Raw genomic sequence first — 12,815 nt, 5'->3', positions numbered from 1 at the left:
TACTGCAAAAAAGAGGTTGAGCTATGTATAAGAAGGATATTCATAAAATTTGGCTTGCAACGGGCGAAAAAAGAGTTTACCTTGAGCCTTCAATGGCTAACCGCCACGGACTTATTGCGGGAGCCACAGGTACGGGTAAAACCGTTACGCTGAAAGTGCTTGCGGAAAGCTTTTCAGATATGGGTGTACCCGTATTTGTTGCCGACATTAAGGGCGACCTTAGCGGTATGTGCAAGCAGGGCTGTGAAAACAAACATATCAGACGAAGCATCGATACCATGGGCATTACAGATTTCAATTACTGTACATATCCTGTTCAGTTCTGGGATGTTTACGGCAAAAAGGGCTTACCCGTGCGTACAACCGTTTCGGAGATGGGTCCTGAGCTTCTGGCAAGGCTTTTGGGGCTTAACGACACTCAGAGTGGTGTTTTGCGCATTGTTTTCAGAGTTGCGGATGATAAGGAGCTTCTTCTTATCGATCTTAAGGACCTTAAAGCCATGCTTCAGTATGTTGGCGACAATGCCAAGGATTTTAAGCTGGAATACGGAAATGTATCCTCCCAGACAATAGGAGCCATTCAGCGTGCACTTCTGACCCTTGAGGACGAGGGCGGAGAGATGTTCTTCGGTGAACCTTCTCTGGAGCTTTCGGACTGGATGGAGTGGGACGGCGATGGCAGAGGATATATGAATATTCTTGAATGCTCCGAGCTTTTTCAGCGTCCGCTTCTTTACGGAACATTTCTTCTGTGGATGCTTTCGGAGATATATGACATGCTTCCCGAGGCAGGCGATCTTGAAAAGCCAAAGCTTGCTTTCTTCTTTGACGAGGCGCACCTTCTTTTTGACGATGCACCGAAGGCACTGGTGGACAAGGTGGAGCAGGTTGTGCGTCTTATACGTTCAAAAGGCGTAAGCGTGTGGTTCATCACACAAAACCCCACTGATATCCCCGACAGCGTTCTGGGGCAGATAGGAAACCGCGTTCAGCATGCACTGCGCGCCTATACACCTGCCGATCAAAAAGCAGTAAACGCGGCGGCCAGGTCGTTCAGAATAAATCCCGCCTTCAGAACGGTAGATGCCATTTCGGAATTGGGAACGGGCGAAGCGCTTGTATCGGTTCTGGATGAAAAGGGTGTACCCTCTGTTGTCGAAAGAGCCAATATTCTGCCGCCGAAAAGCAGTATGTCGGCAATTTCGGAGGGGGATTTCAAGGAAGTTATAAATTCAAGTGCCTTTAAAAACAAGTACATGACTGAAAAAGACAATGAATCGGCATACGAACAGCTCACCGAAATAAATGCCGAAAAGGAAAAAGAGCTGGAAAAGCAAAAGAAAAAAGAACAAAAGGCAAAAACCAAAACCAAAAAATCCACCGGAAGAAGACGTCAGAGTGTCTTTGAAAAGGCAATAAACAGTACGGCAACCACCATCGGCAGAGAGGTAGGCAAAAAGATAGTCAGAGGTATTCTGGGAAGCTTTTTGAAGTAATTCAAAAAACAAAAGAGACTGTCTCATCAGATATATTTCTTATGTAAATATGAAAAAATGCAGAGGTAAATTCAAGCATTTACCTCTGCATTTTTTATTTATACGTTTTTCGGTTTGATGAGACAATCTTTTTAGAGCGGTTTTTTGGTTATTGCCGCATAAGCGCGGGGATACTGGGGCGGTGTTTTTTTGGTCTTTTCGATCATTATTATGTAACGTTCAGCAGTAACAAACTCACGAACGGCAGGGTTATCTTCGTAATCGGGCAGATTAAACTCAATTTTCTTTATTTCGGCAATTTTTCCGCCCAGTGAAGTTACGGCATTTTTTGCCTCATCAGCTTCCTCCTGCGCCTTTGCGCCCTTCATGGCAAGGAAATATCCACCGACCTTTACAAAGGGCAGGCACAATTCGCACAGAACATTAAGACGTGCCACGGCACGGGCGGTGGCTATATCATATTTTTCGCGCAGATTAATTTTTGCCCCGTTTTTGGTAAGCTCCTCGGCACGGGCGGCGGTGAAGTCGATATTCTTAAGTTCAAGCGCGGCAGCAGTATTTTTAAGATAATTTATCTTTTTTTCGGTGCTGTCAATCATGTGGAAATGAACGCCCGGCAAAGCTATTTTCATGGGGATGCCGGGGAAACCTCCGCCACACCCTATATCGCACACCTTCTTTCCGTCGGTAAAAAGGCCTGTGGAAATAAGGGAAAGAGAGTCGGCATAGTGCTTGAGGGCAATACCCTCCGGATCGGTAATGGCGGTGATATTCATGGATTTATTGGTGTCCACCATTATATCGGTGAATTTTTCAAACCGCGCCAGCATATTTTCGTCAAGTGTTATAAAATCGGCAGTTGCCGCACAGAGAAGTTTTTTCATAAGTCCTCGTACTGATTATATTTAAAATTCAGAAAAAAAGCAGCAGGCTGAATCCTGCTGCTTTTTCTTCTGATAGGAAATCAAATTATTTGAGCAAACTGTTGAGACTGCCGCTGTTAGCGTTAACGGTCCAACTGCTGAGCCACTGAACGTCGTTATCAAGACTTGCAGCCACACCACTGGCTGTCATGATTACGTCGTTAGCTTTATACTCAACCATTTCGATTTCAGGCTTGGTATAATTCTTCTTCATCGTAATAATCCATTCCTTTCAAACGTTTAAAAAGTAGACTATGCTTCTGATACGCTAGTAGTATATCACATACTTCAAAAAAAGGCAATAGTTTTTTCAACTTTTTTTATGAATTTTTTGTAAACAATAAATTTGTGTGTTTTTAGCATTATGCAAAATATCCATACTATGTAGATATAATTTTATGTGCCATTTCACGCTGAGCCATGACGAGTTTATAGTAAATTCCCTTTTTCTCCAAAAGCTCATCATGTGTTCCGAACTCGGCAACCTTACCTTTATCCAGTACCAAAAGCTTATCTGCATTGCGCAGGGTGGAAAGTCGGTGGGCAATGGCAATGGTGGTACGGTTCTCGGCAAGCTTATTGATGGCGTCCTGAATAAGCTTTTCCGTTTCGGTATCCAGCGCCGCAGTTGCTTCGTCCAGTATGAGGATATGCGGGTCGTGAATAACGGCACGGGCAATAGCTATACGCTGACGCTCGCCTCCCGAAAGCGAATAACCTTTTTCACCGACAATAGTGTTATAGCCCTGTGGAAGATTTACAATAAAATCATGTGCATTGGCTATTCTTGCCGCAGCTATGACCTCTTCGTCAGTGGCATGAGGATTTGCATAGCGGATATTATCGCGTATGGTGCCCGAGAACAGGAAGGTTTCCTGCAAAACGGCGCCTATCTGACGTCTTAAAGCGGCCTGGGAAATATCCTTAATATTAACCTCATCTATATAAATGGCACCCTCATTTACGTCGTACAGACGCATTATAAGGTTAATGAGAGTTGTTTTTCCGCAACCCGAATGTCCCACTATACCCACCATTTCGCCTTTCTTTATCTCCAGCGAAACGTTTTCAAGCACCGGATCGTAGCTTTCGTAGCCGAAGGTTACATTTTGTATGGATATATCGCCCTCGATGTTGATATCTATGGGAAGTCCTATATCGGAGACCTGCTCGTGCTCCTCCAGTATTTCAAATATCTTACCTGCGGAGGTAAGGAAGGAGGAAATCTGGCGCGGGATTCCCGTAAGGGTAATAAGCGGAGAATATATATATGCCGCAAGTGCAGTGAACTGCTGAAGCTCACCCACACTCATACCTCCACCAAGCCCGAGGGAGGTGTTGAACTTATACACCTGAAAGCTTCCGTACAGCAAAATAAGGTATCTGCCCAGCTCCACTGTGAAGGTGAGTATTGGAAAAAGAGTATTCCAGTATTTCTGATTTTCGGTTTCAAGCTTGGAATGGCGGATATTTGCCTGCTTGAAGCGCTCTATTTCCTTTTCCTCCTGTCCGAAGCTCTTTACTACGCGGATTCCGTTGAGAATATCCTGCAAAAGATGGTTAGAACGTCTGCCCGCGTACCATACCTTAAGGTTTCTGCGCTGAATAAAGCTCCAGAACGCCTTTACAAGAAACAGAACCAACGGGACGGGAACTATGACAAACAGCGTCATGGTAAGATTAATAAACGCAAGATATATCGCCGCACCTATAAGTGAGGCAATCTGTATGAAAATATGGGGGAAGGTATTTACAATAAAGCTTTCCACCATAGCGGTATCATTATTGACACGTCCCATAAGGTCGCCGGTGGATTTTTTCTGTATGGAGCCAAGAGAAAGAATCTGGATTTTTTCATACAGCAGAGTTTTGAGCACCACCGAAAATTTACCTGCCGCCACAGCCAAAAGACGTGATTGAAGAATTGAGACGGCACGGCTCAATATCGCCACTCCGACAATAGCGGTAACCAGCCATATAAAGGCGCCGTACTGGGCACCTGTCGGTGTATAGGCTATATCATACGGGCGGAAAAACTCATTGACCGCCAGCTTTTGCAGATACGGGTCCACAAAGCCCAGCACCAGAAGCACGAATGAGAAGATAAAGGGCGAAAATATCATAAATCTCAAGCCCTTTGTCAATGCCCACAGCTTTTTATAGACCTCCGCTCTGTCAAGGCAGAAGGGGCAGATGTTTGTATTGGTCACAAAGGGTCTGCCGCATTTGGGGCAGAATTTCTCCGGCTCGCTGTTGGTAATGGTGTTTTCCGACGGCTCATCCGACAGCATTTGGCATGCCTTACAGATAACTAAATACCGTGCAAGATGACGGCCTGCCACAAACTGCGCTATAAGAGTGGTGCTGCCGTCAATTTTGGCGAAAAATCCACAGCTTCCGTACATGGCATCCACCTTATATTCACAGCTTCCGGAAATATTGTATTGTGCTATAACCTCGCCGTCCAGTATTTTTATTATTTTTTCTTTGGTTATTGCAAGAAAGCCGTTGACAAACCTTTTTTCATGTATGGTAAAGGGCACACAATACAAAAGCTTTTGTCCGCCGCTTTGCTTTTCAAATGCCTCGGCATCGGCACGGGGCATCTCAAATAAAAGTTTCATATAAAATCCCCTATTGAATTTTATTCAATAATTAAAGATAGATTTCTATTTTCTTGTAGCTTGCCGCATCCAGCTTTTTAGGGTCGGGTATCTGGAAGTTGTTACCGTCCATATCGCTGATGAATATTCTGCCGTCTTCAAGTATTCTGATATTGCTGAAGGGGTTATTCAGAATAAAGGTAACATTACCCGAGGTAGTCTCGGCATCCCAGTATGTATAGCCGAATTTTTCCTTTATACTGCGTATTTTCAGTATGGTGGGAGAAAAATAGCGGCGTTCGAGCTCTTCGTTTATGAGCGACTGTGTTTCGGGGTCAAAATCGCTGAGACGGCGTATCATACCGATTTCCTTGCCCCTGCCCATCTTTTTGGAATCCGGCTCACGCACCGACAGGAATTCATTCGGGTTTGTGATGGGGAACGAGCGAAAAATTACGATTCTTTCAAGAAACTCCTTCTCTCCCTTATGGTTTATAAAGTCAATGCTGATAAGATTGCCGGGGGAACGGATGAATTTTATGTTATCGGGTGTAAGGTCGATTGAAATACGCGAGGGCTCAAACAGCTTTTCGTTATCCTCGCCTTCTTTTTCAATGTCAGCGGCGGGAAGCTGATTTTCGTTGGCGTTTTTCTTTTGTTCTGCTACGGGCATAATAAATACCTCCCTCATATATGTCGGTTATATATGTCAGTTTCCTATTACTTTTTTCATTGCTTCGCTCTGGAGAGTGTACAGCTTATAATAAATACCTTTTTTGGCAATAAGCTCTGCATGTGAACCGCTTTCGGCAATTTCACCGTTTTCTATGGCATAAAGGATCGAGCAATCCTTAAGCGTGGAAAGACGGTGGGCAATGGTTATGGTGGTTCTGCCCTTTACGAGACGCGCCAATGCCTGCTGAATGAGTCTTTCCGTTTCGGTATCCATGGCGGCAGTAGCTTCATCAAGAATAAGCACGCAGGGGTCAAGAAGAAGCGCACGGGCAATGGATATTCTCTGCTGTTCTCCGCCTGAAAGCGAACGGCTTCCCACACCTACCACCGTTTCATATCCGCTGGGCAGATTTATGATAAAATCATGTGCATTGGCGGCCTTTGAGGCTTCAATTACCTCTTCCATTGTGGCATCCGGACGGGCATAGCGGATGTTATCGGCTATTGTTCCGCGGAAAAGGAATATTTCCTGAGAAACTATTGCCATTTTCTTTCTGAGTGTCTGAAGCTCGATGTCCTTGATATTAACGCCGTCTATGTATATATTTCCGCTGTTTACATCGTAAAGACGGGTTATGAGATTTGCAATGGTGGATTTACCCGCTCCCGTATGACCAACAAGTCCGATGGAGGTACCTGCCTCGATTTTCATACTCATATTTTTAAGTATCGGGCGGTTGGGGGTATAGGAGAAGGACACGTTTTTGAGCTCTATTTCTCCCTTCATATCCGGCAGAGAAACGGGATTTTCCGATTCGGTTATTTCAGGCACCGCATCCAGCACCTCAAACATACGCTGAGCGGAGTTTGCCATGTCAGTGAAGGATTCCGAAATATTTGTGAAGAATATGATCGGGTTAAGTATCATAGAGGTATAGGCAATAAATGTAAGGAATTCACCGTAGGTCATGGTATCGCCCATTACCATAAACCCGCCAAAGCCCCAGATGGTCTGAACACTGATACTCATCAGAAGTCCGATGGTGGGAAAAATCATAAGATGCAGTGCATTGACGCGCAGATTGGCCTTGGCGTATGCATCAACATATTTTGAAAAACGGTGGGTTTCGACATCCTCTTTTGCAAACGCCTTTACAACACGAATGCCGGTAAGGCTGTCACCCAGCATGGCATTGAGAGCCGAGCTTTTGCGCCAGCGCATGGTAAAGGACTTCCACAGCTTGGGGAATGCTTTTTTTACAAACACCGCAATTATCGGTACAGGCACAAACACTATCAGCGCCAACTGCCACTTGACAGTAAACATCACCACGGCGGCGGTTACAAAGGTAATCACATTAACAATAAGCGATGGCATATTGTCGGTGAAAAAGGCACGTATTCTTGCCGCATCATAGTCAACACGGGTGATAAGACGTCCTGTCTGATTATTATTGAAGTATGACAAAGACAGCCTTTGCATGGCAGTGAAAATGTCCATTTTCATATCCAGCGTAACGCTTACCGACATTTCCGAGTTGGCACGGGCACGCAGTATGGCAGTAACCTGGGTTGCCAGTGCTGTGAAGAACACCGCTCCCACACCAAGCGCAATATTTCCGGCAAATCTTCCGGACGGGTCCAAAACCTCATTATACAGGAAAACACCGCCGAAATACGGGTTGACAAGGGTTATTACGCTCTGGAGCAAAAGGCAGGCAATAATTACCGCCAGCTGTTTTTTGTAGGGCGCGAAATATCTGAAAAGTCTGCCGTATATTGCTCCCTCGTTGAGACAGTTAAGGCACACTTTACGCTTGGGGTCGTTATAGGGTCTGCCGCACTTAGGACAGAATTTATTGAACTGCTCGAATATGGGGTCATCCTCAGGCACATTTTCCCCCTTTTTCCAGCGGTCTATAATTTCCATCATGGCAAAAAGCTTTTGCTTCTTGGCGTTGGTGGCATAGGCGAGAATGATTGTTTCGCCGTCTTTTTTTGCCACAAGACGGTTTGAGGACACAAAGTTATCAATTGCAAGTTCCTCAAGATCACAAATCTTATGGCATACAGTCACGGCACTTTTGAAGCGCTCGGGATTTTTATCACGCGATGATTTTATTTCACCTGCGCAAGCCATGTTATCCGGAATTTCAAAGCGGAAGAAATTTTCCCTGGTAACAATAAGCCAGCACTCTCCGAAAGCCGCATTCATATTGAGGTCAAGACCGAGACACATCTCAATTCCGTCCGCGTCAATACCCTGCTCCTTCGCAGCATCGTAAAGCCCCTCGGGAAGCTTATCAAGCGGTAACATCACATAACCTTCTTTCCGTAAATACTGTGGAACCGAAGTGGTTTTTCTTTTCTTTCAGCCTCATTCTACCACATTTTGAAAAAATTGCAATAGTATTTTTGAAAAAAAACAGATTATATTACATTTGCACAAAAAAAGGTAATTAAAATCTACATACAGATATCAAATATACACTGCTTAATTAATAGTCACACATAAAAAAATCACCTATGGCAAAAGCCATAAGTGATTTTCTGTTTTTAAGTATTAAAGGCTGTTTATGTCAATCCAGGTAAAGGGCTTTTCCGCCGCCATAAGAGCTGCCTGACGGATAGCAATAACGTCTATTGTCTGCTCTGCGGGAACGGGTACAATGCCTGTGTCAAAGAACTCGATAAGAGCCTTGAGGAACAGAGGGAAGTACTCGGACTGAATCTGATGTACGGTTGCGGCATTTTTCTCATTAACAGCTGTCAGGCGGAATGGGATCCAGTCTGCCTGATACATGTGAGCAAATTTTCCGCCCTCAAATTCAATAACTGCGGCAGGATGAGTTTTATCACCCGTGAACATAACTCTCTTTGCACGGCACTGCATGAGGCATACGATGGGTTCGATCTGGTGAATGGAGTAAATCTCCAGCACACCGGGACCTTCACTGTAAATGTTCTTGATGTCGTCCTTATTGAACTCAGCCAGTTCTGTGGTAAATCTGAGTGCGGAGCTGGAGAAGCATTTGGTGTTGTTGGCTTTTGCGTGAGCGAAGATGCGCTCTGCGGTCGCCTTATCGGGAGCAAAGGTCTTGTCAACGTAAACCAGCTTACCGGACGCAAGGGGAAGCTTGCACAGCTCCTCATGCATTTCGGGGTTATCGGGAGAAAGCACAATGAGACGGTCGCTCTTTTCAATAACCTCTTCAATGGTATCAAGCAGCTGTACGCCGTACTTTTCAGCCCACTGCTTGCTTGTCAGACCGCCCTTCTTGGGGCTGTCGATTTTTGCATAGGCATATGCCACTTCGTATTTGCCGCCCGAAAGCTCCTTGAGCATTTTGGGGTAATTATTGGCATGCCATTCGTCCAGATAATAATCTATAAATCCAACTTTCATGATATAACCTCCTATTGTTTTTACTTAATTATAGAGTATAAATTCCAATATGTCAATAGTCCTTCAAAATTTATATGATTTTGAGATGAATTTATAAAAAAAGGGCAGATTACAATTCGTAACCATCAATTTACTCCGCGTCATGCTGAGCAAAGCGGTAAAGCATTGAAGCTGAAGCTTCTTTTAACTGCGTTACGGTTTAAAGATTCTTCACTTCGTTCAGAATGACAACAGGAAGGAAAATACAAAGTGTTTTCTTCCCTCAATTATGAATTGCGGATTTGTCATTGAATGTTATTTACTGAAAAATATCTGCTCCGCATGCACCTCGAAATCCGCCAGCATCCATTCCGCTTTAACGTTCAGGCATTTACATATACACGCCAGTTCGTAATCGGTAACCTGTCTTTCGTTATTCTCTATCTTGCTTATCATCTGCTGGTCGATATTGATATTATGAAGCTGTAATTTTACCGCAAGCTCGCTTTGCGACAGTCTTTTTTCGGTTCTCGCCTTTTTCAGACGTGCGGATATGATATTTTTATTGTTATTGAACTCAATTTTCTTCATTTTAAATTCTTCTCCCCGAAAAACAAAAAGTACTTTAATGTAACGTATTGACTTTATCATATTTTTGTGATATAATTACGTTACATTAACGTATTGCTGATAATATTTTGCAAATAAATATTGCAGTTAATACAATCATAAAAAGAAAGAGGACAATATTATGAAAAAAGCATTCGTTATTCTGTTGATGTTGGCGCTGATGTTAATTATCCCCGCACACGCCAAGGTTGGTGATGTTAACGGTGTGGCACTGCACACAAGTATCGTTGCATACATCAACAATTATGCAATCCCCTCCTATGCCGTTAACGGTCAGTCATGCATAGTAGCTGAAGATTTGGCTAATTTCGGCTTTAATGTATATTGGGACGGAACAACAATGACATTAAGCATCACAAGAGCAAACACTGCACACGTCAACGAGATGAGTTTTAAAAAGGAAGGCGAAAGCGGCTCTAAATTTGCCGATACCCTTGAAACAGAGGTAAAGGTTTTTGCCAACGATCAAAAGCTTACCTCCTACGCCATCAACGGCTTCACCATGATACCGATGGAAGAGCTTACAATGTTCGGAAATGTACAGTGGGTTCCCGATGAAGCCGCATTGAAAATGTGGGTTGACGGCTTGAATACCAGAAGTGAAAAGCAGGGTATAACAAAGTTTTATAAGGCGAAATTCAGTCATTCGACCGAAAAGTCGAAAACACTGTTCATTGAGTTTATTCAACTTGCTATCAAAAATACAACTTCCGCTATCAAAAGCATGACATCCTATATAAAAACACAGAATAAAACTTATGTAAATTACGTTTTTGACTACATATCGCTTTCGCGTGAGGCTTGCAATCAAGCATATAACTTATGCATTGACTATGCCGATATGCACAGTGCACTTCCATATTTTGAGGAAATATTTAAAGAATTTGACTTTTTCAAAAGCGGCAATGTGACAATCAACAATTTTTCAGAACATATTGGTCGAATTAACAATTTGTACAAGGATCTTGCCGACGAATATAAAGCATGGTACTTTTCAAATTAACTTCAGAAGCAATAAGCGGCATTCCCCCAAGCAGTCGTACAGACTGCCCGGGGGAATTTTTTATTTCAAACCAATGTGTCATTGAATGTCATGCTTGCGGTGTGATATCATTAGAGTGCCGTTAAATAAAATTTAATAAAAAGGAGTGGTTTTTATGATAAAAATCAAAATTGACGGACAAAGCGCCCACAAGCTCAACACACCCGTGATAGCGTCGGGCGCGGTGAATTTTTTATTCCTTGAGGCGCAGTTTTCGCCCGAATGGGAGGGACTGAACAAGTCCTACATCTTTACAAACGGTGACGTATGTATTCAGGTGGAAAGCAATGAAGACAAGGTTGCCGTGCCTCACGAGGTGTTGACAGAAGGTGAATTTACGGTGGGCATAAAAGGCATTTCATCAGACGGCGGTGAAAGAATTTCCGTAAAGGCAACCCACAATGTGCTCAGCTACCCTGTTTTGCCCTGCGGAAGCGACGGCGTGCCTAAAAACGGCGGTACACCCTCGCCTACCGTGGCGGAGCAGTTGAGAGAGATAGCTCAAAACGTAGGATTCACACACGGATTGATAGTACCGGGAAAGGGGGAACATTCCGCAAACGCACAGAACTGTAATGCCATCGAAGATTATTCTGTCGCACTGGGAGACAGCAACACTGCCGGAAGAAAGGCATATTACATTTACGCCATAGCCACCAAGGGCAAAAGAATATATCTGACCGACAAGCAGGTAACACCCATTATTGCCGACAATTATCTGGAGCTGGAGCATACCCAGAGAGTTGCAACACCCGACTATGAAATAGGCGATGAATTTTCCATTATCAATGGAAGTCACTACATTTTGTGCGCCAAGATAACAGCAATTGCGGGAGATGTTATCTTTTATGACAGGGAGCTTCCATTCACCGAGGCGGCTTCCAATCCGAAAGAGGATGATTATACACTGTGTGTACCGTCAAAGCCCAACACAGGTGTAATAACTCTTGGCAAATCCGCCTTCAGTGCAGGTGAGGGCAATGTGGCGGCAGGTCGTTCCTCCTTTGCCGCAGGACGTGACAATATTGCCGCGGGTAACTTTTCCGCAGTGTTCGGCAGAGGATGTAAGGCAGGCTATGCAAGTCTTGTGTCGGGGTTTGAGACCTCGGTTGACCGCGCATGTATAGGAAGCGGCTACCACAACAAATTAAGTGGTGTAAGCAGCTTTGTGTCCGGCTCTCAGAATAACGGGGAGGGCGATTTCAACCTGATTTCAGGTTACGGCAATTCTGTCAAAGGCTCTTATCAGCAGGTGACAGGACGATATAACAAGGTGGACGGCGAAAGCAACACTGTCACCGGCGGTACAAATGAGGTATCGGGCGCCTTTAACGACATAAGCGGACGATATCACAATGTCAAAGGCAGCGGAAACATAGTTCACGGTTACAAAAACATCTCTTCGGGCTCCTATCAGTTTATCACGGGTCAGCATAATGCGGATGACCCCGATAAAGCTTTAATTGTAGGCTGGGGAAGCTCGGAATATGACCGCAAAAACATTATGTCGGTTGACAAAAGCGGAAATGTGTATGCCTCGGGCAGATTTGTTTCGCCTTATGATGACGATTATCTGTACACCTTTGACAACTACCGCAGGATAACAAAATTTGTGACCTCTCACAATCAAATCACGCTAGGCTGTTACGACCGCTGTATGAAGGTGGTTTCCACGGGTGTAGACCCTGTTTTCAACCACAAATTCGCCATGCCGTTGGATGGTACGGTTTATCCCTTTATAAAGCTTCGTTACCGAATTGACGGTACCTTGCCAAGCAACTACGATGCCAAAATTTATTTTTCTACCGCGGCTTCATATTCTATTGACGAGGAAAAGCGGATAACCTTCGGCATCACTCCCGACAATGAGTGGCACGATATTATACTGGATATGTCGCAGGTGAACGGATGGGATAATGCGGTCAGGGATCTTCGCTTTGACATTCCCAACACCTCAAAGGGCGGTGTGGCGGTATTCTTTAAATACATCGGGTTTTTCCATGACATGGACGAGGCGGAAAGCTTTAATTATTCGGAAAATGCAAGCCTTGAGGTGTAAAC

General features: G+C 44.2%; 9 protein-coding genes. 3 read left to right on the top strand and 6 right to left on the bottom strand.

The genetic code is table 11. The features are described from left to right. Nucleotides 1–23: 23 nt before the first annotated feature. The gene (locus tag E7588_10120; GenBank protein MBE6689608.1) at nt 24–1,496 is read left to right on the top strand and encodes a DUF853 family protein; all 1,473 of its coding nucleotides are present in this window, start codon (nt 24–26) and stop codon (nt 1,494–1,496) included. 131 nt (nt 1,497–1,627) lie between these two features. Here E7588_10120 and rsmG read toward each other — a convergent pair whose 3' ends face one another. The 6 genes from rsmG to E7588_10090 all read right to left on the bottom strand — a co-directional run bounded on the left by rsmG (nt 1,628) and on the right by E7588_10090 (nt 9,673). Continuing rightward, nucleotides 1,628–2,380 (bottom strand): 16S rRNA (guanine(527)-N(7))-methyltransferase RsmG, encoded by a 753-nt coding sequence (gene rsmG / locus E7588_10115; GenBank protein MBE6689607.1) that lies wholly within the window; start codon nt 2,378–2,380, stop codon nt 1,628–1,630. 419 nt (nt 2,381–2,799) lie between these two features. Then, nucleotides 2,800–5,043 carry an ABC transporter ATP-binding protein gene (locus E7588_10110; protein MBE6689606.1) on the bottom strand — a complete coding sequence of 748 codons (2,244 nt, stop codon included), beginning with the start codon at nt 5,041–5,043 and terminating at the stop codon, nt 2,800–2,802. A 31-nt stretch (nt 5,044–5,074) separates the two neighbouring features. Further along, nucleotides 5,075–5,713 (bottom strand): DUF1854 domain-containing protein, encoded by a 639-nt coding sequence (locus E7588_10105; GenBank protein MBE6689605.1) that lies wholly within the window; start codon nt 5,711–5,713, stop codon nt 5,075–5,077. Between the two features lie 18 nt (nt 5,714–5,731). Beyond that, entirely contained in the window at nt 5,732–8,014 is a 2,283-nt protein-coding gene (locus E7588_10100; GenBank protein MBE6689604.1) for an ABC transporter ATP-binding protein, read from the bottom strand. 246 nt (nt 8,015–8,260) lie between these two features. Then, a complete protein-coding gene (locus E7588_10095; GenBank protein ID MBE6689603.1) occupies nt 8,261–9,106 on the bottom strand; it encodes a hypothetical protein in 846 nt (281 codons plus the stop codon). Between the two features lie 291 nt (nt 9,107–9,397). Continuing rightward, nucleotides 9,398–9,673, bottom strand: coding sequence for a helix-turn-helix transcriptional regulator (locus E7588_10090; GenBank protein ID MBE6689602.1), 276 nt, complete (start codon nt 9,671–9,673; stop codon nt 9,398–9,400). A 160-nt stretch (nt 9,674–9,833) separates the two neighbouring features. On the opposite strand from E7588_10090, the gene E7588_10085 reads away from it, so the two are divergent. Then, on the top strand, nt 9,834–10,715 hold the full coding sequence (locus E7588_10085; GenBank protein MBE6689601.1) for a hypothetical protein: 882 nt from the start codon (nt 9,834–9,836) through the stop codon (nt 10,713–10,715). Nucleotides 10,716–10,869: 154 nt separating this feature from the next. Continuing rightward, complete coding sequence (locus E7588_10080) at nt 10,870–12,813, top strand: hypothetical protein (GenBank protein MBE6689600.1); 1,944 nt, start codon at nt 10,870–10,872, stop codon at nt 12,811–12,813. Nucleotides 12,814–12,815 lie beyond the last annotated feature (2 nt).

The organism is Oscillospiraceae bacterium (assembly GCA_015065085.1).
GTDB lineage: Bacteria > Bacillota > Clostridia > Oscillospirales > SIG627 > SIG627.
Note: the sequence above shows the minus strand (reverse complement) of the source record. Positions and strands in the feature narration are given on the sequence as shown.

Bases quoted from the DNA above. Each gene is read 5' to 3' on its own strand.
- E7588_10105 (MBE6689605.1), bottom strand. From the start codon at position 5,713: ATGAGGGAGGTATTTATTATGCCCGTAGCAGAACAAAAGAAAAACGCC.
- E7588_10100 (MBE6689604.1), bottom strand. From the start codon at position 8,014: ATGTTACCGCTTGATAAGCTTCCCGAGGGGCTTTACGATGCTGCGAAG.
- E7588_10085 (MBE6689601.1), top strand. From the start codon at position 9,834: ATGAAAAAAGCATTCGTTATTCTGTTGATGTTGGCGCTGATGTTAATT.
- E7588_10080 (MBE6689600.1), top strand. From the start codon at position 10,870: ATGATAAAAATCAAAATTGACGGACAAAGCGCCCACAAGCTCAACACA.
- E7588_10120 (MBE6689608.1), top strand. From the start codon at position 24: ATGTATAAGAAGGATATTCATAAAATTTGGCTTGCAACGGGCGAAAAA.
- E7588_10110 (MBE6689606.1), bottom strand. From the start codon at position 5,043: ATGAAACTTTTATTTGAGATGCCCCGTGCCGATGCCGAGGCATTTGAA.
- rsmG (MBE6689607.1), bottom strand. From the start codon at position 2,380: ATGAAAAAACTTCTCTGTGCGGCAACTGCCGATTTTATAACACTTGAC.
- E7588_10090 (MBE6689602.1), bottom strand. From the start codon at position 9,673: ATGAAGAAAATTGAGTTCAATAACAATAAAAATATCATATCCGCACGT.